Consider the following 23231-nt stretch of genomic DNA (forward strand, 5'->3'; position numbering starts at 1 on the left):
TCGTGAGGCCACTGTTGGGTGACCATCACAGGCACCGGCCTTTGTTACGTATCACATATCATACGGAGGTCGGTCGGTATCCCGGGCGAAACGACTGGGTAGCCACGTGGTATCCACGCTGCAGAATCGGCGGAGACGGCCACACCCGGGTGTCTGTGAAGTCTGCGCCTTCGTGACACAGGGCGCGCATAACAATGGCTTCACTTTGCTTGCCGCAAACCGTGATAGCTGTACAACCGAAGCCGACCGAGCGGCGTCGGCACCCGTCCCTCGACGGCGGTGAGCGGACGTGACCGACGCCCACTCTATCGACGTCTCGATGTCGATAGCGGCACCGGACGTCGGTGAGGCCGAGTTGCGACGCATCAGGGCCGTCCTCGACTCCGGTCGGTTGAGTGGCGGCGACGAGGTCGAAGCCTTCGGCGAGGAGTTCGCGACGTACTGTACAGTTTCCCACGGCGTGCCGACGAGCAACGGCACCACGGCGCTCCACGCCGCCCTCGAGGCGCTGGACGTCGGCGACGGCGACACCGTCCTCACCACGCCCTTCTCCTTCGTGGCGACGGCCAACGCCGTCAGGCACGCCGGCGCGACGCCGGTGTTCGCCGACATCGACCCGGCGACGTACAACCTGGACCCCGCGAGCGTCGCGGCGACGGCCGACGCGGTCGGTGGCGTCGACGCCATCCTCGCCGTCCACCTCTACGGCTGTCCCGCCCCGATGGACGAGTTGCGAGCCATCGCCGACCGGCACGACGCCGCACTCGTCGAGGACGCGGCACAGGCCCACGGGGCGACGTACCACGGCGACCCCGTCGGCAGCCTCGGCGACGCCGCCTGCTTCAGTTTCTACCCGACGAAGAACATGACGACCGGGGAAGGTGGCATCGTCGTCACCGACGACGACGACGTCGCCGACCGTCTCTGGCAGTTCATCGACCACGGCCGCGACGGCGAGGGGAACCACGCGACCGTCGGGCACAACTTCCGGATGACCGACGTCTGCGCGGCCATCGGCCGCGCCCAGCTAGCGAAACTCGACGAGTACGTCGCGGCGCGACGCGACCACGCTAGAGCCCTCGACGACGCCGTCGCGGACACCGACCTCGTCGCGCCCGTCGAACCCGACGGCTGTCGCCACTCCTACCACCAGTACACGGTCCGCTGTCCCGACCGCGACGCCCTTCGGGCACACCTCGACGACTACGGCGTGCCCTCGGCCGTGTACTACCCGACGCCGATTCACGAGGAACCGGCCTACGACGACGTGGACGCGTCCCTCCCCGAAGCGGAACGGGCCGCCGAGGAGGTCCTGTCGCTCCCGGTCCATCCGGGCCTGTCCCCGCGGGACGTTCGCGCCGTCACCCTCGCTCTCACCGAATTCAGACAATGACTATCGCCCTCAGAGAGGTCCCACGATGAACAGCACAGAACCGCTCGCCGCCGGCGTCGTCGGCGTCGGCAGTATGGGCACGCACCACGCCCGCGTGTACAACGAGATACCGGGCGTCGACCTCGTCGGCGTCGCGGACGCCGACCCCGTCTCCGCCGCCGAGACGGCCGCGGAGTACGGCACCTCGGTCGCCGACCCGTCGGACTTACTCGAGGTCGTCGACCTCGTCTCCGTCGCCGTCCCGACGCGGTTCCACTACGACGTCGCAATGGAGGCCATCGAGGCTGGCGTCTCGGTCCTCATCGAGAAGCCGTTCGTCCGCGACCCGGTGAAGGGTCAGGAACTCATCGACCGCGCCGCCGAGATGGGCGTCCAGTTACAGGTCGGCCACATCGAGCGGTTCAACCCCGTCGTCGACGTGTTGCAGGACGTGTTGGCGGACCTCGACCCGATAGCCGCCTCCGCGCGTCGCCTCGGTCCGCCAGTCTCGCGGGACGTCGACGACGACGTGGTGATGGACTTGATGATACACGACATCGACGTGGTCTGCTCGCTGTTCGACGACGAAGTGGACGGCGTCACCGCCGTCGGTGCCTGCGACGGGGACTACGCGGACGCCCAGATGAAGTTCGCCGGGGGCACCGTCTGCTCGCTGACCGCCAGCAGAATCACGCAGGAACGCATCAGGGACCTCTCCGTGACCACCCGCGAGTGCCACGTCGCCGTCGACTTCATGGACCAGTCGATGCGCATCTACCGCCACACGGACCCGTCCTACCACACCGAGAACGGCGACGTCCGGTACACACAGGAGAGCATCATCGAGCGGCCGGCCGTCGAGAGTGACGAGCCGCTCAAACGCGAGCTCCGGTCGTTCGTCGAGTGCGTCACCGCCGGGTCGACGCCACGCGTCACCGGCGAGGAGGGGCTCCGGGCGCTGTCGATAGCCCGCGACATCAGCGACCTCGCCACCTCCCGGGACCTCGGTCTAGCGGAGGTGAGCGTCAGTGACGGCAGTACGACCTGAGAGCGCGGTCTACGCCGCCGACAGCGGTGGCCCGGCGCTCCGCGAGGCGTTCGTCACCGGCGACGTTCCGGTCGCCGTGTACGGCCTCGGGAAGATGGGACTGCCGTTGGCGGCCGTCCTCGCCGACGTCACCGGGAACGTCGTCGGTGCGGACATCGACCCGGAGGTGGTCGCCGCCGTCGAACGGGGCGAGTCCCCCGTCGAGGGCGAACCGGGACTCGCCGAGTTGGTCGCCGAGACGACCGCCGCCGGCTCGCTCCGGGTGACGGGTGACCCGGTGGACGCGGCCGCCGACGGGCGGTTCCACGTCGTCATCGTTCCGACGCTGTTGGACGACCGGAACGACCCGGACCTCTCCGCGTTGCTCGCGGCCGTCGACGCCATCGCCGAGGGCCTCTCGCCGGGCGACCTCGTGGTCGTCGAGTCGACGGTCCCCCCCGGGACGACGCGCGACGTGGTCGCGCCGCGACTCGCCGAGCGCAGCGGACTGGATCCCGAGGAGTTCGGCGTCGCGTTCTGCCCGGAGCGGACGGCCAGCGGCCGAGCACTGCGAGACATCCGCGGAGCCTACCCGAAGGTCGTCGGCGGCGTGGACGCGGAGAGCGAGCGCGTCGCGAGCCTGCTCTACGACGAGGTGACGAGCAACGAGGTCGTCCGGGCCGGCGACGCCACGAGCGCCGAGTGCGTGAAAGTGTTCGAGGGCGTCTACCGCGACGTCAACGTCGCGCTGGCGAACGAACTCGCGCGCGTGGCGGACCCCCTCGACGTCGACGTCCGGCGGGCCATCGAGGTGGCGAACACCCAGCCGTTCTGTCACATCCACGACCCCGGACCCGGCGTCGGCGGGCACTGTATCCCGCTGTACCCGCACTTCCTCACCTCGCAGGTCGAGACGGACCTCCCGCTGATAGAGACGAGTCGGTCGGTCAACGACGCGATGCCGGCCTTCGTCACGAGTTCGGTGGTCAAGTTGCTCGGCGACGAGGGCACCGACGTCGCGGACGCCGACGTGTTGTTGCTCGGCGTCGCCTACCGCGCGGGCGTCGACGAGACGCGCAAGGCACCGGCCCGGCCCATCGCGCGCGCTCTCTCCAAACTCGGTGCCGACGTGTACGCGACGGACCCGGTGGTCGACGTCGGCGAGGTCCCCGACCTCGAAGCGACGCCGCTCGACCACGACGACATCGAGTCGGCCGCGTCGCAGTTCGACGCGGTGGTCCTCGTCACGGCCCACGAGGACTACGAGACGGTGGCGTTCGACGCGTTCGAGAACGGCGTGGTGGTCGATACGCGCGACGTCGTCGAGGACGATTCGCCCGCCGTCTACACTATCGGAAGTGGGCGTTCGTAGCGTGAGTGAGCGATAACTCAACAATCGTTCGCTACCGCGGTTAAGGAGAGCATCCAGAACCTGTGCCGCTCCTAACAAGTATCAGATTCAATAAGTAACAAAGTATTAAGTGCCAAAAGCGTGTCTGATTTGACACGCTCTTGGGTTCGGACGGGCGCACCTGTCGCGGCTGCATCTGGGGGTGCGGCCATCGCGCTGCCGTCGTCGCGGTCGACACCGCCGCCCGAATGCCGGGCCGAGGAGGGCTTGAACATGAGCACGCAGGACCAACCCACCACCGGTGCTGGAATAGAGGATCCGACTCCCACGGACTCGGAGTCGGTGGAGACAGCGGCGAGCGACGCCGAGACAGAACAGAGTGAACCAGAGGACTTGTCGTTAGACCTGATATTCGAGATACTGAAGAACAGTCGCCGACGAGAGGTACTCCACTATCTCCGCGACCTAGAGGACGACGAGCGAGTCTCGCTCGGGGAACTGGCCGAACACGTCGCCGCGATAGAGAACGACACGACGACCGACGCCCTGACGTCGAGTCAGCGCAAGCGCGTCTACGTCGGCCTCTACCAGTGTCACCTCCCGAAGATGGACGACATGGGTGTCGTCGACTTCAATCAGGACCGCGGGCACGTCCGTCTGGCACCGGCCGCGGAGCACCTGATGGAGTATCTGGACCGGCCGAGCGACGAGGCCGTCGTCGACTGGCACCACTACTACGCCGTCGTGTCGGGCATCGGCGTCGCCATCCTCGGCCTGTCGGCCGTCATGGGTTTCAGCGGCGGCGTACTGCTGACGCTGTTGGGGCTGGTGGTCGCGACGTTCGCGTTCTGTTCTGGCGTGCACTGGCTGGTCGACGCCCGAGCCGAGGCCTGAGACGAAAGTGTTCGGCACCGGACCGGCGTCCGACCAGCTCTCCCGTCCATCTACAATCGAACATTCCGTGCGTAGCGGCGGGGAAGGCGTCGTCGACGGGCACGCTGGTCAGTGGTCCACGAGACAGTACGGCCCTCTGGTCGTGGGGGTACGGTGCGGTGAAAATGGGGGTGGCCAGCACGTTCGGTACGAGTCGGATGGGGTACACGGGCTGGCTGGCCGCCCCTCAGTGGTCTGCGTCGGACACAAGTGGATGGTGTACCGTTCGGGTGGTGTTCTCAGGTTGGCCGACCGATAGCGCACCGGCGAACCGGTGCGAAACCGTGCCGGCATCACAGCCGATGAGAGCTATCGGTATTGTAAAAAACTGCTTACAGATATCAAGCCGACCCCTGTGACGGCGCCACAGACCGGGACCGGAACCGGCGAGCGACCGACTGGAACCCGGCGCTGTCTTGCAGTAGGATAGTCTTACGCCGCCCGTGAACGGTCCGCCGAGTCCGTCGACCAGTCAGACATCGGGAACGACGACGACCACGACGTCGTTGACGTTCGTTCCGGTCGGGCCGGTGTGGAGCGTCGCACCGACGGCGTCGAGGTAGCCCCCGGCGTCGTGTGTATCCAGCGCGTCGGTCGCGCGTCGGCGCTCTTCCTCGGGCACCGTCTCCCGGTCGACGAGAGCGCCCGCGGCGTCGGAACTGCCGTCCTCGCCGTCCGTGTCGACGGCGGCGAGCACCGACGGGCCGGTCAGTTCCACAGCGGCGGCCAGCGCGAGTTCCTGATTCGGGCCGCCGCGACCGCCCTCGCCGTCGACGGTGACCGTCGTCTCACCGCCGGCGACGACGACGGCGGGCGGCGACACCGGGTGCCCCGTCGCCGCTATCTCCTCGGCGATCGAGTGGACCACGGGCCCGACGTGTCGGGCCGGCCCGCGGAGCCGCGACGTCAGTCGGAGGGGGGTGTAGCCGGCGTCCGCGGCCGACTGTTCGGCCGCGTCTAACGCCACTGCGTTCGTACCGACGAGGTGGGTCGTCGCCCGGTCGAAGGCGGGGTCGTCGGGGCCGGGCGTCTCCCGAATCTCGCCCGCCGCGCCGGCTTCGAGGTGCGTCTCGACGGCGTCGGGGACGGTGACGTTGTAGCGGTCGAGCACGTCCAGCGCGTCCGCGTAGGTCGTCTCGTCCGGGACGGTCGGCCCGCTCCCGACGACCGAGAGGTCGTCGCCGACGACGTCGCTGAGCGCCAGCGTCGCGACGGTCGCCGGCGTTGCGAGGCGAGCGAGTTGGCCGCCCTTGCTGGCCGAGAGGTGCTTGCGGACGGCGTTGATGGCCGCTATCGGCGCGCCGCTCTCGAGTAGTCCCGTCGTCGTCTCGCGGAGGGCCGCGAGCGGGAGGTCGCCCGCCGGCGCCGTCAACAGGGCGCTCGCCCCGCCGGTCACGACGAACAGGACGAGCGTCGACTCGTCGGCGGCCCGGACCGTCTCTAGCACTGTCGCCGTCGCCTCGACGGTGCGCTCGGACGGGACCGGGTGGTCGCCGACGCGCACCGAGACGGTGTCGAGCGTCTCCGCGTGTTCGGCCACGACGACGCCGTCCGTGAGTCGGTCACCGATGACGTCTTCGAGCGCCCGTGCGACGCCGACGCTCGCCTTCCCGCCGCCGACCACGACCACTTCGCGATACTCGGTGAGGTCGTACTCGGACTCACCGACACGAAGCGTGTCGCCGTCCCGCGTGACTGCCGCTCGAACCGCCCTGTCCGGCGCGGCCGCCTCGATGGCCGCTTCGAGGCAGTCCAGCGCGACGGCGTGGTGTGCAGTCCGTGCCAGCGACGACCGGTCGGCGAACATACCCGGACGTCGAGCGCCACCGGCAAAAACCTGTGTCGAGTCCGTGCTCGACGTTCTGGTTCGGGAAGAACAGAGCCTCGCAGACGTGGGTGGTCTCCACCTGACGTGTCGGCCCGACAGTGTAGCGGTGCCGCCGTGTGTCACTGTGTCGCCGCCGCTCGGTGGAAAACGGTGTGGTCACCGACGGTCCGTGAGGGCTACGCCGCCGGAAAAGCGGTGGTACGTTCGGACCGGAGACTCCCAGGTTCCCGGCCCCGACTTGGGTTCGGACGTGCACCACGCGCTCCGCTTCGGCCGTCGAGACTCCGACCCGCCGAGGGTCGGGAGTATCGCTCTCGTCGCGACGCGGGCGAGGGACAGGACCAGTGGAGGCCTCGACCCTGGCCGCGACGCCCCTACCTTGTTCGTACACCAATATCACCATACGCGGGTTACTGCCTTCGACGGCACGGTAAGGGGGCGGCAGTCGGGACGGCCGGCGGCGGATGCTCCGGTAAGATGCCGTTTGTCCCGATACTGGCGCTTCAGGCGGTACGTCGCCCCTATACGGGTGAAGACGGCCGCTACTCGGCACCTCGGCGCCCGACTCGGACCCGTTCGAACCAGACCCGTCGAACGGACTGTACCGACAGATTCTCTGTATCGGATACGAGCGGTCGGTAACTGGCGCTGTACTGGCGGCTCTGTGGAGAGCTAGACCCTGTCGCCGACTGAATGTAGCTGATCAGTACTGTCGGTCGCCGTTCTATGCTCGACTGACCCGCGTTCGTACTCGGACGAAGCCGTGAGGACCGTCACCACACTTTGCATCTCGACAGCGCCCGGCAAAGCGCGCTCGAACTGCGTCGCGTGCGTGTGCGACTGAGAGAGAGACAGCGGTTCCTGTCGGTCGTTACGACGAGGTCACGGTGACGTCCACAGCGCGCGTGCGCGGACCGTCACACTCCACGAACAGGACCGACTGCCACGTTCCCAGTGCGAGGTCGCCGTCGCGAACCGGCACGGAGACGCTCGACCCGAGGAGCATCGCCCGTAGATGGGCGTCGGCGTTGCCGTCGAGTCTGTCGTGGTCGTACCCGCCGTCGGTCGGCACGAGACGTTCGAGCGCGTTCTCGACGTCGGTGAGCAACCGCTGTTCGGCTTCGTTGACACAGACGCCGGCGGTGGTGTGGCGAACGAACACCGTACAGACGCCAGCCTCGACGTCTTCCGGGACGGCTTCGGCCACGTCGTCGGTGACATCCACGACCGTCACGCGTTCGTCGGTGTCTATCTGGAGACGCATAGCCCTCGATACACCAGCCCCGGTGATGAAGCTATCCGCCGAGCCTACAGACGAGGGCCTCGCCCTCACGGTCGAACGTGGTGCCGAACGGGGCAGACAGCTCGCACATCCTGTCGCGACTCCACGAGGCCGCCTCGTCGCCGGCCGCGTGGACGGCGAAGTCGGCTATCTCGGTCGGGGAGAGGCGCAGTTCGACGGGCGTCCCCGAGGGCGTCAGCGTCACCTCGAACAGGAAACTCCGGTCGTTCCGCAGCGACGGGTCGACGGCGTAATCGTCGACGAAGTCGCCGGTGTCGTAGAGAATCGGACACCCGTCGTACACCTCGACCCCCTGAAAGACGTGGGCGCTGTGGCCGTGGACGACTTCGACGCCCTCGTCGACGAGCCAGTGGGCGAACCGCCGGAACGCCTCGGGTGGCTCCGTCTCCATGTTCGGCCCCCAGTGGAGCGAGGCAATCACGAGGTCCGGGTCCCGGGCGAGCGCCTGCCCGAGCGCCGTCTCTACGGTCCGGCGCGTCCCGGCGTCCTCGACGTCTATCTCGACGTACGCCGTCCCGGGCGTGGTCGCAGTCGCGGCGTACTCGGGCGTGTTGTCGGTCAGGGCGACCACGGCGACGGAACAGTCACCGACGGCGACGGAGGCGGGGGTCAGCGCAGCACTCTCGGTCGCTCCCGCGCCGGCGTGGGCGATGCCCGCGCCGTCTAGTTCGTCGAGCGTGTCCCGGAGCGCCGGTTCCTCGTAGTCGAGGACGTGGTTGTTCGCCAGCGCACAGCAGTCCACGCCGGCGGCCTCCAGCGCGGGTATCGCCCACTCCGGTGCCGCCCGGAAGTGGAACGGCCGCCGGGTGCGTCGCCACTGCCGGCCCCGCGTGGAGAGACAGCATTCGAGGTTGATGCAGAGGCCGTCGAGCGACCGAAGCCTCTCCAGTAGGTCACCCCACACCGCCGTCACCGACCGGTGCAGCTGCTGTTCGTCGACGAGACGACCGAGCATCACGTCGCCGGTCAGACCGAGTCGGAGCGTCATAGACCCGTCCCGTCGGTCCGGTCACTCCTGTGGGCCGCCTCCGGTCTGGGCCTCCCGTGCCTCGCTCCACCCGCCGGCGTCGACGAGTTCGAATCGAGGGTACGAGAGATAGTCAATGGCGTGGGTCACCTGACTCAGGGTTGGGGTGCCGCTTCGACGATGAGGACCTCGCGGTCTGCTTGCTCGGTGACTCTCCGGCCGACGCCCGAGAAGTGTGCCTCGTGTGAGCCGTGTTCGCCGATGACGATAGTGCTCGCGTCCACCTCGTCGGCGTAGTCGAGGATGACCTCCTGGGGCAGGCCGTGCCGGGTGACGCCTTCGACCTCCACGCCGGAGTCTTCGGCCATCTCGCGCACGTCGGCCACACACATGTGCGCGTGGTCCTCGGCGAAGATGGTGGCCAGTTCGGCGGAACTGAGCGCCGGTTCGTTGAACCGCCGTTCGTCGACGACGCAGATGACGTGCAACCGCGCTCCCTCCTCGGCCGCGACGTCGATGGCGCGTTCGGCGGCCGCACGCGCGTACTCGCTCCCGTCCGTGGCTAACAGGATGCTCTCCATAGTCGGAGTTCGCGCCGACGATAGTTATAATTTTGTCACTTTCTCGCGGTCGCCCGAGTCCGGACCCCGCGGTGTCGGCGGGAGCCCCGCAGTTATACCACGGTGGCGGTCGAACGGCCGTCTATGCCCGACACAGACCGCATCGCCATCCTCGGTGGGACGTTCACCCCGTTGCACAACGGCCACCGTGCGCTCCTCCACAGCGCCTTCCAGACGGCGAGTCACGACGGCGAGGGCGACGGCCACGTCCTCGTCGGCCTCACCTCCACCGACCTCGCGAGCGAGACGCGGAGCGACCCCGCACACGCCGACCTCCTCGGGTCGTTCGGCGAGCGACGGGACGCCCTCGCGGAGACGCTGGACCGGGTCGCTGGCGCCTACACCGCGAGCCACGAGATAGTGAAGATTACCGACACCTTCGGCCCCGCGGCGACGCGGGAGGACGCCGACGCACTCGTCGTCGCACCGGAGGGCAAGGCCCAGCAACGGGCTCACGAACTCAACAACGCTCGAATCGAGCGCGGGTATCGACCGCTCGAAATTCACACTTCCCCGTTCGTCGTCGCCGAGGACGGCAAGCGAATCAGTAGCACCCGGATTCGAAACGGCGAGATAGACGTCCACGGCCGGTTGCTCGACGGCGACTGAGAGAGACCGCTGGCGGTCTCCCCGGTTCCATCTCGTACTCAGTAGGGCGGCGACTCCGCCTCGATGACGCCGGCGAGGTTGTCCAGTTCGTCGGTGAGCAACACGACGATGTCGTCCAGCGTCACGATTCCCGTGAGGTTGCCCTCACCGTCGACGACCGGCAGTCTGCGAACGACGTGTTCGAACATCGCCGCCGTCGCCTCGAAGACCCCGGCGTCGGTGTGTACCGTCACCGGCGTCTCGGTCATCACCTCCTCGGCAGTGACGTCGGCGGGGTCGGCCCGCGGTTCGACGACGTGCAGTGTCAGGTCCCGGTCGGTGACGATACCGACCGGCTGGCGGTCCTCGACGACGACGACGCTCCCGACGTCTTCTTCCTTCATCACCGTGGCCAGATTCCCGGTCGTCTGGTCGCGCTGTGCAGTCATTACCGCCGTCCGTGCGATGTCCTGAACGGTCATGATGCAACAGTAACACGTTGGCCGGGCCAGCTAATAAGCCTACGTCCCCACCGAGGCGTCCGTCACTCCGGGGTCGGCCCGGTGTCGGGTTCGGCGAACGTCTCCGTGAGGCCGTCGTCCCTGACCATCGTCGAGACGTACTCCGAGAGCGTCTGTGACCGGCCCTCGCCGTCGACGCCGATTTCTCGGGAGACCGAGGCGTCCTGTGTCTGTTCTTCGACCAGTTTCTCGGTCCCGGTCACGTTCACGAAGATGGCTTCGAGGTGGTCGTGACGGGTCGCGTCCTCGCGCTCCGGCGCCGACTGCCTCCCCGTCATCGGTCACCACCCGAACGTCGCCACCACGGTCGTTCCACGGTATCACACACCATGACACGCCGCACACGGGACCAAGTATTTAGTATGCACACCCGACGACCGGATAGGCCGGCCTTACGTGTCGTTCTCGAATCGACCGTTCGACGTAGCGAACGTATACTCGGCCTTCCGCCAACCGACCATCGGTCCCCGTCGCTGTCGACCCCGTCTAGGCCTCGCTTTGTTCCGCAGGCGCCCGCGACGGCGGTCGGCCGGCGGCCCGCCCCGTCGACTCGGGGTCACTCTCGACGTTCGTACGGACGCCGTATGGAACCGGCCGGTCGCTCACTCGTCGTCCCGGAGACAGTCACAGCCACCGTTGTCGATGAACTCCGTGACGGCGTACTGCGTGCCACAGCGCTGACAGAGGACTTGCGCGTCGACGAACACCTCGAACTCCTCGACGTCGATGCGGTCCGTGTCACGAAGCTTCTCGATGCGGTCTTCGGTCACCGAGAGTGTGCGCGTGAGTAGCCGCTGGATGCTCTCGCGGTCGTTCGCTCGCTTCTCCTCGTCAGACGGTTGCTGGTACTCCGCGCCGCGCCACTCCTTGAGGTACGACCGTATCGCCTGATAGGTGACGAAGTCCCGTTCGAGCGACTCGACGTCGAGTCCCTCCCGTTCCAGTCGCGTTCGCGTGTCGGTCCGGACCCCGGTGCTGACGTCGTCGTCCGTGAGGTTCCGATACGTCGTCTCCACGTCGCTGTCGAGGGCGGCCTGCCCCGCGTCCCGGAGCGCCTGTTCGAGGAGTCGCTTGTTGAAGTAGTCGGCGAGGTCTCTGAGACTCATCCGCTCGTAGCCGTCGCCGGTCCACCGTCGCTCTAACTCCCTGCCGAACTCCTCGAGGCCGTACTCGTCGAGGAGGCGCGCCACCTTGCTCGACGGACGGTCGTCGGTGTCTGAACTCATTCTCTACCGTCTCTTCGCAACTCGGCCTCAAAAGGCTACTGGGCTCAGATGGTCGTGACGCGGGTGTAGTCGTCGTCGAGGGCCTGCGCGTCCTCTTCGAGCAACGCGATGACGAGGAACTCTGCGGCGTCGGCGAAGTAGTCGACGAGCGCGGCGATGCGGTCGGCGTCGATGGCCTCCAGCGAGTCCAGCAGCATGAACGGGACCGTCTCGTGCAGGTCGTGGACGAGGTAGCCGGCCAGCGCGAAGATGAGGCCGACGACCTCGCGTTCGCTCTCGCTGAGGTGGTCGATGGTGTCCTCGTAGGCAGCCCCGTTCTCCGTGCTGCGGACGATGTGGAGTTCGAAGGCGCTCTTGTCGACCTTGCGCCGCCCCTCCCGGACCGTGCGCTCGATGCGCTCTATCCAGATGCGGTCGAGGTTCTCGTATCCGAGGATGTCGAGGACGGCGTCCATGTGCTCGTTGAACGCCTCGACGGCCTCGGTCTCTATCTGGCCGACCTTCGTTCGCTTGTCGGTGAGTTCGTCGACGAGTTCGTCGCGTTCCTCGCGGAGGTCGTCGGCGCGTTCGACCATCTCCTCTATCTCCTCTATCTCCTCACTGACGTCGTCGAGGTCGGACTCGAGCCGGTCGATGTCGAACTCTAGCTGGTTGGCCTCGCGGTGGAGTTCGAGGATGTCCTCGAAGTCCTCCGACTCCAGTTCCTCGACGGCCGACTCCAGTTCCTCGACCTCTTCGGTGAGCTCTTCGCGCTGGTCTTTCAGCGAGTCGACCTGTTCGGTCCGCTGTTCGAGTTCGCTCTCGACGTCGGCGAGTTTCCGTTCGACCTCCTCGCGTCGGCGCTGTTTCTGCTCTGCCTCGCGCTTGTCGCTCTTGAGGTCCTCGAGGTCGTCCTTTATTTCGGAGAGTTCGTTCAGTTTCTCCTCGCGGAGGCGCTGGAGGCGGTCGACAGTCTCCTCTATCTGATCGCGCTCTACCGAGGAGCCACAGGTCCAGCAGACGACCGTCTCGTCGTCGCCGTCGAGGAGTTGCTCCGTGACCGACCCGTTGGCGTCCTCTGCCTCGGCCTCGCCCTCGATGGAGCCGAGTACCTCGTAGTCCTCGGATTCGAGCCGTTCCTCGTTGTACTGAATCAGGCTCTGGAGGTCCGAGATGTCGTTGTTGATGCTCTGGCGCTGCTCCCGGAGCCGCTCGATTTCGCTCTCGAGGTGGTCCATGTCCCCCATCGGGGTCTCGGGGAGCTCCTCCAGTTCGTCCTCCAGTTCGCTTCGCTCCTGTTTGAGCGAGCGGATACTCTCCTCTCTGGACTCGATTCGCTGTCGGAGCGATTCGAGGTCCGACCGGGTACTCCGCAGGTCGTCGAGGCGCTCTTCGAGTTTCTCCTGTTCCCGACGGCTCTCCTGGATATCGTGACTGCTCTCGTCTATCTCCTCCTCCTTCGCTGCGAGTTCGTCACGCTTCTCCGCTATCTGCTCGCGCAGGGAGTTGCGCTCCTGTTCGAGGTCTGGGAGGTCCCGCTTCCGGGACTCGATGTTGGCGAGTTCGTCGTTGATGTCGTCTTTCTCCTGTTCGAGGCGTCGTATCTCCTCTTTGATAGCCTCCGTGTCGACCGGGCGCATGATGACGTCGCGGAGGTCGTCGCCGCGGGCGACGGACTGTCTCGCTTCGTTGGTCTCTAGGAGGAAGGCGAAGAGGTCGGCGACTTCGGAGTCGTCGAGGTAGCCCTCGCCCGAGAACTGGATGCTGTCGCCGGTACGCTTCAGCGTCCGTTCGTACACCTCGTCTTCGTACTCGAAGGTGACGCTCCCCTCGTCGGCGTCGCCCTTGAGTGTCGCCTGTCGGCTGCCCATCGCGGCCATGATGGACTGCAGGAACGACGTCCTGTTGGTCGCGTTCTTGCCCGAGAGGATGGTGACTCCGGGAGAGATGTCGAGTTCGGCCTCGTCTATACCGCCGATATTCTCGACGGAGAACCGAGCCGTATTAGTAATTTCTTCTGGCGTCGCCATACCGAAACTCTGCCTCCGTAGTGTAATAAATCTTCTCTGTTCGAACAACCGTCCGTCGCTCGCCGGTTGTCGCCGTCGAACGAATTGGATAACACGCGTACTATTGTGATTGTTTACGTACGGTCACAGCGACGCTCTGACGACCGCCACGAGCGACCACCCGGCCGGACCCGCTTCGTCGAGTAATCACCGACCCGCCACAGTAGTCGCGACGCTCGGCGTCGTCCACCGCGGGTACTTGCGCCCGTCGACTCCACGGCGGTATTCGGGGGCGGTCCCATCGTCTCAGGGCGACCACCGCTCGCCTGTCGCCCGACAGAGAGGCACGGTCTGTTCGAAATCACGAACGACGTTGTTGGGAACTCCGAGGGTTATTTCTAACAGAAGTATCGCTGTTACGAAGTTTCGAACCGCCGACACGCTGCCTGCCCGTCACGAGGCCGGTGGCGCGTGGGCGACAAGACGTGGGCGGACTGGCCGGCCGATTCGATATAGCGACATATGATTTACGAGTCGGACGTCGGCCAGTATCTCGTCGTTCTAGCAACAACAGAATACGGCGGCCAACTACAACAGACCGTAGATGTTGGCCGTGTAGACGTCTCTGACGCGGTCGCCCCACTCGTGCGTGTAGGTGTCGATGACGTCCTGTGCGACGTCGCCGCGGAGGTACTTCACGACGCCACGGTCCCCGGTTCGGTCCCGGAGGTGCGTGGTGAAGAAGTGCCGGAAGTAGTGGGGCGTGACGTTCTCCTCGGCGCCGCCGCCGTCGCGGTACCACCCGTGGGCTCGAGCGTGTGTCTCGACGACGTGGTGGACCATGTCCGGCGTCAAGCGCTGGCCCCAGTCCCCGCTGGTCGAGACGAACAGCGGCGTGGCCGGCGATCGCGTGTCCGGCCGTATCGCGAGCCACCGCCGCAGGACGGCGGCCAACTCGTCGTCGACGGGGACGGTCGTGTCTCGCTTTCGTTTGTTCGAGGCCGTCCGCTCCTCGCCGTTGACGACGTCCCCGCGGGTCGGCGCCGCCGACACGTACAGTGAATCGGGCCGGCCGTCCAATCCCGCACGGATGGGCACGTCGGGTCGTAGACCGGCGTCTGCGAGGTTCAGGTCCCGCACGTCGAGGTTGCAGAGTTCGCCGACACGCATTCCGGTCTTGAGTAGCGTGACGACGACGGCCCGTTCGAGGGGGTGGGTGACGTCGGCGACGAACGACCGCATCGCCGGGAGGCCTATCTCGCGCCGTGTCGGATCGGTGTTGATGGACTCGTCCATCTCCTCCATCACCAGCGTCATCGGATTCGAGTCGAAGGTTCCGACCTGCGTCATGTACGCGTAGAACCGGTGGAGGTAGGAGGCGTACGTGGCGACCGTGCTCTCGCTCTTCCCCCCGCGGAGTCCGTGGACGTACGCCATGCAGTCGCGGTGTGACGCCTCCGCGACGGGAATCGGTCGCCCACCCTCGGAGAGGAAGGACTCGAAGTCACGGAGGACGCGCTCGTAGAACGACCGCGTCCGGTCGCTCTTGCCGTGATACGTGATGTCGTCGAGGAAGTACCCGACCGGGTCCTCGCTCGCGTCGGGCGCGGCGGCGTCGGAACTCATTCGTCCAGCACGTACCCCCCGTGCCGACCGCTGTATCGAACCCGGCCCGACGACTGGAGTTCCTGTAACGTCTCGTCCAGTCGCTGTTCGATGTCGTCGGTGAGCTCCGCGAGCAACTCGTCCCAGTCGTAGTGGTCGCCGTCGGAGAGAACCTCCTGCACCCGGGTCTTCAGGCCGTCGACCCCAGGGGTTGCGTCCGAGGAAGTGGGTTCCGACTGGCCGCCGCCGTTCGGGGCGTCGCCCGTCGACGTCGGTTCGGCGGGTTCGAACCCGCTCCGGCCCGCCTGTACCATCGTACGGACGAATTCGCTCTGACTCATGTCGAGTTCCGACGCGTGTTCGCGCCACTGCTCTTTCTGATAGGCCGGCACGTACGTCCGGACCGACGTCCGTTCGGTCCCATCACTGTCCGCTGTCATATCTACTGCCACTCACCCCGGCCACTTCAAAGTAGTCCTACCTTACCGGATAAAGACATTTATCTGTGTGCTTGGCTCCGTAAAAGAGCCGATACTAGTCATAGATATACGCATCTGTTGGATATGCGCCCCGGATTCGGTAACAGTGGCTGGATAGATTCACGGATAAAAAATATCGCCGCTCCACTCGACTTGGTCTTCCCGACACCATCCCGTTCGGCTATCACGCTCCTTCGTCCCGAGTCCTTTCCAGATTCACCTGCCGGTACTCGTCGGCGAGAAACCGAGGCTATCGCGTCGAGGAAATTGGGGCCATCCCGGTGGTGCCTCCTTCGCCGTATCCCGACAGTAGTATGGGTGCCCGTTCATCGACGACCGAAGACGTGGCTGTTCCTCACCGGATGTCTCGGTCCCGACAGGCCGGCAGTGGCTCGAGTCCTCGACGTTCCAGCCCCAGGAACCGACCAGTCGTCCGAACACGAGCAGCGTTTCGACAGATGGAGACACCTCTGGCCGACCGACTAGTGACGTGCTCGGTCGGTCACCTGTCCCGAACGCCGGCATTCGACGTACGGAGCACACCGTGTGCTTCGACGACTGCGAGGCGGTGACACTGGTCTCCTGGAGACGCTGTCGACCCGCGCACCACCACGGTCGAGTACGGAGCCGTCGCCACCGAGGCTGCCGCAAACGTGCTCAATCCGGTGTCTCGGACCCTTCCTGTCCCGGTCGTCCCACTCCGGTTCGCGCGCCTGACGGAGGCCTCTGCGGCGCCGTGTCCGGTGCTGTCTCCTCGACAGGGGGCCGCAGTTCCGTGAAGATGGAAGTCGGCCCCGGCTGCGCCTCGTGCTTCGCGACAGCGATGGTAGCTCGACTCGGTCCGCCGCGGTCGACTGTCACGTCGTCGCCGTCGTCGACGGTATCCTCACATGTGCGGGGGTCCTCGTCGTCGGTAGCAGTACCGTCGAGGCCCGATAGGCGTGTGTGCAGGGACACCACCGTAGACGCTCTTCCTGACGGTTTGCACGCTCTGGGCCCGTTAGATAGCGTCTGCGTCACGGTCACGAGGAATCTCGTCGATCGAATCAGTTGTCATCAGCGCGCTCTACGCCCGACTCGTCGCCATGCCTGCTGGTCGAAGAAGGTGAATCAGGGCTGCGTCTCTTGGGGTTCCGCTCCGGGCGCGGCATCTATCACGGCTACACTTCCGAGAGTCGATCGCGGATGGTCTCCGTAAGTCGAAACGATGTCTCGCCTCAAGACCCGATAGAGTCCACTCTCGTGACCAGTGCCCTGTGACGAGAAGTGCCGGTGTACTGCCGGCCAGCGAAGAGACCGACGCCGGGACGAACACGAAGTCCCAATCCAAAACGGCTTGACGCTGGGTTGGCTTGTGGCGAGTATGAACCGGGCTCCGAAGGACCACCTGCTACACAGAGGGCGCCCGTAGGATGGCAGACCCCGGTCTCGTCCGCCTGTTCATGGCCCTCATCGTCGTCGCGGTGATGCTCGTGAGTCTCGTCGTCTCGATGTACCTCGTGAAGTACCTCGTCGAGTACACCTTCGAATCCTGAATCCGCACCTATCTGCGACGATAGATGTACCCGATACTGTCAAAAATATCATAATTGGGGTTGCTCGAAATCCCACCCGTAAACCGCATGTCGCTATACACAATTTCCCGCTGTCCGCACTCATCGGCCAACCACCGGGTTCGGGATAGCACCCCTGTGAGAGACGCTGTGTGTCGGTTCGGGCGACGTCTCCCCTCCGCTCGAAACTTTATACCCGTGTGTTCCGTGTGTCCAGACATCGATGCCCACGGACACGCTGGCTACCTTCGAGTCATCGCTCGCCGAGTACGACGTGCCGGTGACACGCACCGACCGAGCGGCAGTCGCGACGACGGTGGCCGAAGTCGCCGACCCACCGGCCGTCGGCGTCGCACTCGACGAGACGTTCGGTGACGACGCCTTCTCGCTCACCGACACCGACGTTACCGTCGACCCCACGCCTGCGGAACTGCAGGCGGCGCTGACGGGCGTGACTGGCGCGCGTCTCGGCGTGGGCGACTACGGGACGGTCGCGCTCGACCAGACCGAGCGCGGGAGCGAACTGGTGAGTCTCTTCGTCGACACCCACGTCGTGGTCGTGCGGGAGGCCGACCTCGTCGCTGAGATGGAGACAGCTATCGAGTCGCTGGGGGACGCTGTGGAGGAATCGCGGGGGAGCACGATACTCGCGACCGGCCCGAGCGCGACGGCTGACATGGGTGCGCTCGTCCGCGGGGCCCACGGGCCGAAAGACGTCCACGTCGTCGTCACGGAGGACGGGTGATGTCGCGGGCCGACGACATCCGCGACCTGATGCGGACGGAGGGGGCCGCCATCGCCGAGAACACGCAGGGGTTCAACGAGGGCCGCTACGCGTCGGTCGCGGACTTAGCGGACTACGAAGAGCTCAAGAGCGAGGCCAGAGCCATCAAGGAGGACGCTATCGAGCGCTTGCCCGAACTCGTCGACCAGTTGGAGACGGCGGTCACGGAGAACGGCGGCACGGTGTACCTCGCCGAGGACGCCGCCGACGCCAACGAGTACATCCGGTCGGTCGTAGCCGAACGCGACGCCGACCGCGTCGTCAAGAGCAAGTCGATGACGACCGAGGAACTGGAAGTCAACGAGGCGCTGGAAGCCGACGGCGTGGACGTGCTGGAGACCGACCTCGGGGAGTGGGTCCTCCAGTTGGCCGAGGAAGCGCCCTCACACATCGTCGCGCCGGCCATCCACAAGTCCCGCGAGTCCATCGCGGACCTGTTCGAGGAACTGTTCGACCCCGAGGAACCGCTGGAGACGGCCGAGGAGCTGACACGGTTCGCGCGGGCGGAACTGGGCGAGCGCATCGTCGACAGCGAGGTCGGCATCACGGGGGCGAACTTCCTCGCCGCCGAGTCGGGGACGATGGCGCTCGTGACGAGCGAGGGCAACGCCCGGAAGACGGTGGCGGCGACGGACACCCACGTCGCCGTGGCCGGCGTCGAGAAGGTCGTCCCGAGCGTCGCCGACTTCCAGCCGTTCGTCGAACTCATCGGTCGGTCGGGTACCGGTCAGGACATCACCTCGTACGTCTCACTGTTGACGCCGCCCGTCGAGACGCCCGTGGTCGACTTCGCCGACGACGAGACGCCCCTCTCCGAGTTCGAACACGACCGGGACTTCCACCTGGTGCTGGTCGACAACGGCCGGATGGCGATGCGGGACGACGACCAGTTGCGCGAGACGCTGTACTGCATCCGCTGCTCGGCGTGTGCGAACTCGTGTGCCAACTTCCAGAGCGTCGGCGGGCACGCCTTCGGCGGCGAGACGTACTCGGGCGGCATCGCCACGGGGTGGGAAGCCGGCATCGAGGGCCTCGACACCGCCGCCGAGTTCAACGACCTCTGTACGGGGTGCACCCGGTGTGTCGACGCCTGTCCGGTCGGAATCGACATCCCGTGGATAAACACAGTCGTCCGGGACCGCATCAACCGCGAGGGAGAGCGACCCGCGGACTGGCTGGTCGACGGCTTGACACCCGACGAGGAAGACGAGGGGGCACCCCTCCAGAAGCGTTTCTTCGGTAACTTTGCCACCGTCGCGAGACTCGGCAGTGCGACGGCACCCGTCTCGAACTGGCTGGCCGACACGCAGACCGCGCGGTGGCTACTGGACTGGGTACTGGGTGTTGACCCGCGCCGGGACCTCCCGCAGTTCCAGCGCGAGACGTTCGTCGAGTGGTTCGCGGACCGGGAATCGACCGTCGAGAACCCCCGCCGGCGGGCCGTCGTGTATCCGGACCTCTACACCGACCACGTGCAGGTCGACCGCGGGCGGGCGACCGTCGAAGTCCTCGAAGCCCTCGGCGTCGACGTCGTGGTCCCGTCCGTTCCCTCCAGCGGTCGCGCGCCGTTCTCGCAGGGGATGGTCACGACGGCGACGGACCACGCCGAACGCGTCCACGAGACGCTGGAACCCTACATTCGAGACGGGCGAGACGTCGTCGTCATCGAACCGAGCGACCACGCGATGTTCGTCTCGGAGTACGAGAAACTGGTCGACGAGTCCTCCTTCGAGACGCTCGCGGAGCACAGCTACGAGGTCATGGAGTACGTCTACGGACTGCTCGAAGGCGGTGCGGACGAGGGCGCGTTGGCCGGCGTCGACACCGGGGAGATCGCCTACCACGCCCACTGCCAACAGCGGACGCTCGGTCTCGAAGCCCACACCGTCGCCGTCCTCGAACGACTGGGCTACGACGTGGCCGTCTCCGACGTCGAGTGCTGTGGGATGGCGGGGAGTTTCGGCTACAAGAGCGACTACTACGAACTCAGCGTGGACGTGGGCGAACGGTTGGCCGACCAGCTAGAGACCGAGGACGTCGCAGAGCGGCCGGTGGTCGCCAGCGGTACCTCCTGTCTCGAACAGATAGACGCGCTCCTGGAGCGCAAGCCGCGCCATCCCGTCGAACTGCTGGCACCGGATACGGACGGTGAACCCGGCGAGCGGCCTCAGTAGTTCAGGTACACCGTCTTCGAGAGGGTGTAGAAGTCGAGGCCGGCGTCGCCCTGTTCGCGGTACGTCTCGCTGGAGGAGTCCTTCATGCCGCCGAAGGGAACGTGGAGTTCGAGTCCGGTCGTCTTCTCGTTGACCTTCACGACGCCGGACTCGGACTCGTCGACGAAGTCGTGGGCCTCCGAGAGGTCCTGCGTGACGATACTCGCGGAGAGGCCGTAGCGTACGTCGTTGGCCACCTGGAGACCTTCCTCGTAGCTACCGACCGGGATGACTGCGAGGACCGGGCCGAATATCTCTTCCTGTGCGATACGCATGTCCGGGTCTACGTCGGAGAACACCGCCGGTTCGACGAAGAACCCGTCGCCGGCGTCGACTTCACCGCCGCCGGTTGCGAGCGTCGCACCCTCGGACTCCCCGATGTCGACGTACTCCAGCGTGCTGTCGAGTTCGCTCTGGTTGACCTGCGGGCCCATGTCCGCACCCGCCAGACCGGGACCGACCTCGATGGCCTCTGCGGCCGCCACGACGCCCTCGACGAACTCGTCGTAGACGTCCTCGTGGACGATGGCTCGCGAGGTGGCCGTACAGGCCTGCCCGGTGACGCCGAACGCGCCGCTGGCAGCGATGTCGACGGCCTCGTCGACGTCGGCGCTGTCCATCACGACCACGGGGTTCTTTCCGCCCATCTCCAACTGGACGCGCTTGCCCGTCTCGTTGGCCTGTTCGCCGACGGTGTTCCCGACGGCCGAACTCCCGGTGAAGGAGACGGCGTCGATGGCCTCGTGCGTCGAGAACGTCTTGCCGACGGCGCTCCCCGGCCCGGTCACGTAGTTGAGGGCGCCGTCCGGGAGACCCGCCTCGTCGAGACACTCGACGAGTTTCCGGGCGACGTTCGGCGCGGCGGAGGCGGGCTTGAACGCGACGGTCGTCCCCGTCGCCAGCGCCGGCGCTATCTTCCACGCCGGGATGGCGATGGGGTAGTTCCACGGCGTGATGAGGCCGGCGACGCCGACGGGTTCGTTCACCGTGTACAGCGTCGTGTCGCGACTGCTCGAGGACTTGACCGTCCCGCCGATGTCGCTGGCCTTCGCCCCGTAGTACGAGAAGATGTCGATGGCTCGCTGAACCTCGCCGGCGGCCTCGGGCCGGGCCTTCCCTTCCTCGCGGACGAGCGTCTCTGTCAGTTCGTCCTTGCGCGCTTCGAGGGCCTGTGACGAAGCCCGCAGAATCGCCCCGCGCTCTGGGCCCGGTGTGTCGGCCCACTCGTCGCTCGCGGCGGCCGCGGCCTCGACGGCGCGTTCGGCGTCCTCCACGCCGGACTGCTGGAACGCGCCGACGACGTCGCTCCGGTCGGCGGGGTTGCGGTTCTCGAACGTCTCGCCCGTCTCGGCGGCTACCCACTCGCCGTCGACGTAGTTGTGGTACGTATCGACCATCGAATCAACCGACACGCCCGGGCTACGATAAAGTTTTGGTGGGTCACCGGAACCGACAAGAGCCCCCGGCGTGCAGTAGACACGTATGCGCTACTACCGCACAGTCGCGGGCGGAGAGCCACGACTCGTCGCGCGGGACGGCGACGACGCCTACGACCTCACCGCCGCCCGGTCCAGCGTGACGGCGTTCACCGACCTCGCGCACGTCGCGGACGTCGCCGGCGAATCTCCCGACGCCGTGGCACGTGGGTTGTTCGAGGACGCCGTCGCAGTCGACCGACCCGACGCCGCCGACTGCGCCGCCCCGCGGGTCGACGAGGTGTGGGCCGCCGGCGTCACCTACGAGATAAGCGAGCAGGCCCGCGAGGCCGAGAGCGGGATGCCCGAGATGTACCTCGACGTGTACGAGGCCGAGCGGCCGGAGATTTTCTTCAAGGCGACGCCGAGCCGGACGGTCGGCCCCGACGAGGCGGTCGGTATCCGCGGCGACTCCGAGTGGGACGTCCCGGAACCGGAACTCGGTATCGTCCTCCACGAGGGCGACATCGTGGGATACACCGTCGGCAACGACGTGAGCAGTCGCTCTATCGAAGGCGAGAACCCGCTGTATCTCCCGCAGGCGAAGATCTACGACCGCGCCTGCTCGCTCGGGCCCTGCGTCGCGACGCCGGCGGCCGTCGGCGACCCCCACGACCTGGAGATGACGATGACCGTCGACCGCGACGACGAGCGCGTGTACCAGGGCGTCACGTCGACGGGAGAGATGGTCCGGACGTGCGAGGAACTCGTCTCGTTTCTCACCCGCCACAACAGGATTCCGGAGACGACGGTGTTGCTGACCGGGACGTCGCTGGTCCCCGAAGAGGGGTTCACGCTCCAGCAGGGCGACCGCATCGACGTCCACATCGAGAGTATCGGTCGCCTCTCGAACTCGGTGACGGTGGTCTGAGTCGGTGCCGACACGACCGCCAGCGTCCGTCGTCGGTCTCCCAGCAGCCCTCTCACTGTCCGCAGAGCCCGTCCGGACGGGCGAGACAACTGTTCGGTCCTGCGGAACGCAGTGGCGGGCGTGGAAAACGCTCACGACCACGTATCCTAACGAACGTACGTATGTTACACTCACGAGAATCCGGCGGGAGCGGTGACGCTACGTGTCGTTCACTCTAGCTGAACGACTGGACGGGTGGGTCGGTCAGGACACCACCGGTGGCGAGAACGAGAACCGGGTCGTCTCGCCGACAGTCTCGCCCCCGCGCACCGCCGTCACGGTGAGCGTCACGGCCGTCGTCGTCCCGCACCCGTCGTTGACGACTTCGTCCCACTCGTCACCGACGGCAACCGTACCCGACTTCGACCGCCGGAGGTACTGCTGAAAGGTCTCGTTACGTAGTGACGCCGCGACGCCGGCCGAATCGCTCGCTCTGTACGTCAGCGTGACCACGTCGGCGTCGTCGTCCATACCGGCCGTTCGCATTC

The 23231-nt window shown here is 66.4% G+C and carries 22 protein-coding genes; 10 read left to right on the top strand and 12 right to left on the bottom strand.

Going from position 1 to position 23231, the window contains the following annotated elements:
* Window positions 1-319: 319 nt before the first annotated feature.
* From EGH21_RS09050 to EGH21_RS09065, 4 genes are all read left to right on the top strand, one after another.
* Window positions 320-1393 (top strand): DegT/DnrJ/EryC1/StrS family aminotransferase, encoded by a 1074-nt coding sequence (locus tag EGH21_RS09050; protein WP_220618643.1) that lies wholly within the window; start codon window positions 320-322, stop codon window positions 1391-1393.
* Window positions 1394-1418: 25 nt separating this feature from the next.
* Complete coding sequence (locus EGH21_RS09055; protein WP_220618154.1) at window positions 1419-2420, top strand: Gfo/Idh/MocA family protein; 1002 nt, start codon at window positions 1419-1421, stop codon at window positions 2418-2420.
* Window positions 2401-3771, top strand: coding sequence for a nucleotide sugar dehydrogenase (locus tag EGH21_RS09060; RefSeq protein ID WP_220618155.1), 1371 nt, complete (start codon window positions 2401-2403; stop codon window positions 3769-3771). Before EGH21_RS09055 ends, EGH21_RS09060 begins: the two co-directional genes overlap by 20 nt.
* A gap of 252 nt (window positions 3772-4023) precedes the next feature.
* Window positions 4024-4644 (top strand): DUF7344 domain-containing protein, encoded by a 621-nt coding sequence (locus EGH21_RS09065; protein ID WP_236035487.1) that lies wholly within the window; start codon window positions 4024-4026, stop codon window positions 4642-4644.
* Window positions 4645-5155: 511 nt separating this feature from the next.
* On the opposite strand, the gene EGH21_RS09070 is transcribed toward EGH21_RS09065, so the two are convergent.
* The 4 genes from EGH21_RS09070 to EGH21_RS09085 all read right to left on the bottom strand — a co-directional run bounded on the left by EGH21_RS09070 (window position 5156) and on the right by EGH21_RS09085 (window position 9362).
* Window positions 5156-6490: a glycerate kinase type-2 family protein gene (locus EGH21_RS09070; protein ID WP_220618156.1), complete on the bottom strand. Its 1335-nt coding sequence runs from the start codon at window positions 6488-6490 to the stop codon at window positions 5156-5158.
* 892 nt (window positions 6491-7382) lie between these two features.
* Window positions 7383-7775, bottom strand: a complete 393-nt coding sequence (locus EGH21_RS09075; protein WP_220618157.1) for a secondary thiamine-phosphate synthase enzyme YjbQ — start codon at window positions 7773-7775, stop codon at window positions 7383-7385.
* Window positions 7776-7806: 31 nt separating this feature from the next.
* Window positions 7807-8802: a CapA family protein gene (locus tag EGH21_RS09080; RefSeq protein WP_220618158.1), complete on the bottom strand. Its 996-nt coding sequence runs from the start codon at window positions 8800-8802 to the stop codon at window positions 7807-7809.
* 134 nt (window positions 8803-8936) lie between these two features.
* A complete protein-coding gene (locus EGH21_RS09085) occupies window positions 8937-9362 on the bottom strand; it encodes a universal stress protein (RefSeq protein WP_220618159.1) in 426 nt (141 codons plus the stop codon).
* 123 nt (window positions 9363-9485) lie between these two features.
* On the opposite strand from EGH21_RS09085, the gene EGH21_RS09090 reads away from it, so the two are divergent.
* Window positions 9486-10010 (top strand): phosphopantetheine adenylyltransferase, encoded by a 525-nt coding sequence (locus tag EGH21_RS09090; RefSeq protein WP_220618160.1) that lies wholly within the window; start codon window positions 9486-9488, stop codon window positions 10008-10010.
* Between the two features lie 38 nt (window positions 10011-10048).
* Here EGH21_RS09090 and EGH21_RS09095 read toward each other — a convergent pair whose 3' ends face one another.
* The 6 genes from EGH21_RS09095 to EGH21_RS09120 all read right to left on the bottom strand — a co-directional run bounded on the left by EGH21_RS09095 (window position 10049) and on the right by EGH21_RS09120 (window position 15769).
* Complete coding sequence (locus tag EGH21_RS09095) at window positions 10049-10471, bottom strand: CBS domain-containing protein (RefSeq protein ID WP_220618161.1); 423 nt, start codon at window positions 10469-10471, stop codon at window positions 10049-10051.
* Between the two features lie 62 nt (window positions 10472-10533).
* On the bottom strand, window positions 10534-10788 hold the full coding sequence (locus EGH21_RS09100; protein WP_220618162.1) for a hypothetical protein: 255 nt from the start codon (window positions 10786-10788) through the stop codon (window positions 10534-10536).
* 324 nt (window positions 10789-11112) lie between these two features.
* On the bottom strand, window positions 11113-11736 hold the full coding sequence (gene rdfA / locus EGH21_RS09105; protein WP_220618163.1) for a rod-determining factor RdfA: 624 nt from the start codon (window positions 11734-11736) through the stop codon (window positions 11113-11115).
* A gap of 44 nt (window positions 11737-11780) precedes the next feature.
* Complete coding sequence (locus EGH21_RS09110) at window positions 11781-13745, bottom strand: archaea-specific SMC-related protein (RefSeq protein ID WP_220618164.1); 1965 nt, start codon at window positions 13743-13745, stop codon at window positions 11781-11783.
* A 567-nt stretch (window positions 13746-14312) separates the two neighbouring features.
* Window positions 14313-15350, bottom strand: a complete 1038-nt coding sequence (locus EGH21_RS09115) for a tyrosine-type recombinase/integrase (RefSeq protein ID WP_220618165.1) — start codon at window positions 15348-15350, stop codon at window positions 14313-14315.
* Window positions 15347-15769: a DUF5805 domain-containing protein gene (locus tag EGH21_RS09120; RefSeq protein WP_220618166.1), complete on the bottom strand. Its 423-nt coding sequence runs from the start codon at window positions 15767-15769 to the stop codon at window positions 15347-15349. Before EGH21_RS09120 ends, EGH21_RS09115 begins: the two co-directional genes overlap by 4 nt.
* An 846-nt stretch (window positions 15770-16615) precedes the next feature.
* On the opposite strand from EGH21_RS09120, the gene EGH21_RS24390 reads away from it, so the two are divergent.
* The 4 genes from EGH21_RS24390 to EGH21_RS09130 all read left to right on the top strand — a co-directional run bounded on the left by EGH21_RS24390 (window position 16616) and on the right by EGH21_RS09130 (window position 20319).
* Entirely contained in the window at window positions 16616-16747 is a 132-nt protein-coding gene (locus EGH21_RS24390) for a hypothetical protein (protein WP_268899053.1), read from the top strand.
* Between the two features lie 473 nt (window positions 16748-17220).
* Window positions 17221-17343 (top strand): hypothetical protein, encoded by a 123-nt coding sequence (locus EGH21_RS24395; RefSeq protein WP_268899054.1) that lies wholly within the window; start codon window positions 17221-17223, stop codon window positions 17341-17343.
* 241 nt (window positions 17344-17584) lie between these two features.
* On the top strand, window positions 17585-18106 hold the full coding sequence (locus tag EGH21_RS09125; protein ID WP_220618167.1) for an LUD domain-containing protein: 522 nt from the start codon (window positions 17585-17587) through the stop codon (window positions 18104-18106).
* Window positions 18106-20319, top strand: a complete 2214-nt coding sequence (locus EGH21_RS09130) for an LUD domain-containing protein (protein WP_220618168.1) — start codon at window positions 18106-18108, stop codon at window positions 20317-20319. The genes EGH21_RS09125 and EGH21_RS09130 overlap by 1 nt, the downstream gene beginning before the upstream one ends.
* Here the strand turns inward: EGH21_RS09130 and xacF are convergent.
* Window positions 20313-21755: a 2,5-dioxovalerate dehydrogenase gene (xacF, locus tag EGH21_RS09135; protein WP_220618169.1), complete on the bottom strand. Its 1443-nt coding sequence runs from the start codon at window positions 21753-21755 to the stop codon at window positions 20313-20315. The two genes, EGH21_RS09130 and xacF, sit on opposite strands and share 7 nt — an antisense overlap.
* An 85-nt stretch (window positions 21756-21840) precedes the next feature.
* On the opposite strand from xacF, the gene EGH21_RS09140 reads away from it, so the two are divergent.
* On the top strand, window positions 21841-22704 hold the full coding sequence (locus EGH21_RS09140; RefSeq protein WP_220618170.1) for a fumarylacetoacetate hydrolase family protein: 864 nt from the start codon (window positions 21841-21843) through the stop codon (window positions 22702-22704).
* Between the two features lie 243 nt (window positions 22705-22947).
* On the opposite strand, the gene EGH21_RS09145 is transcribed toward EGH21_RS09140, so the two are convergent.
* Window positions 22948-23214, bottom strand: coding sequence for a DUF7968 family protein (locus tag EGH21_RS09145; RefSeq protein WP_220618171.1), 267 nt, complete (start codon window positions 23212-23214; stop codon window positions 22948-22950).
* Window positions 23215-23231 lie beyond the last annotated feature (17 nt).

The organism is Haloarcula rubra, assembly GCF_019599465.1.
Classification (GTDB): Archaea; Halobacteriota; Halobacteria; order Halobacteriales; family Haloarculaceae; genus Haloarcula; species Haloarcula rubra.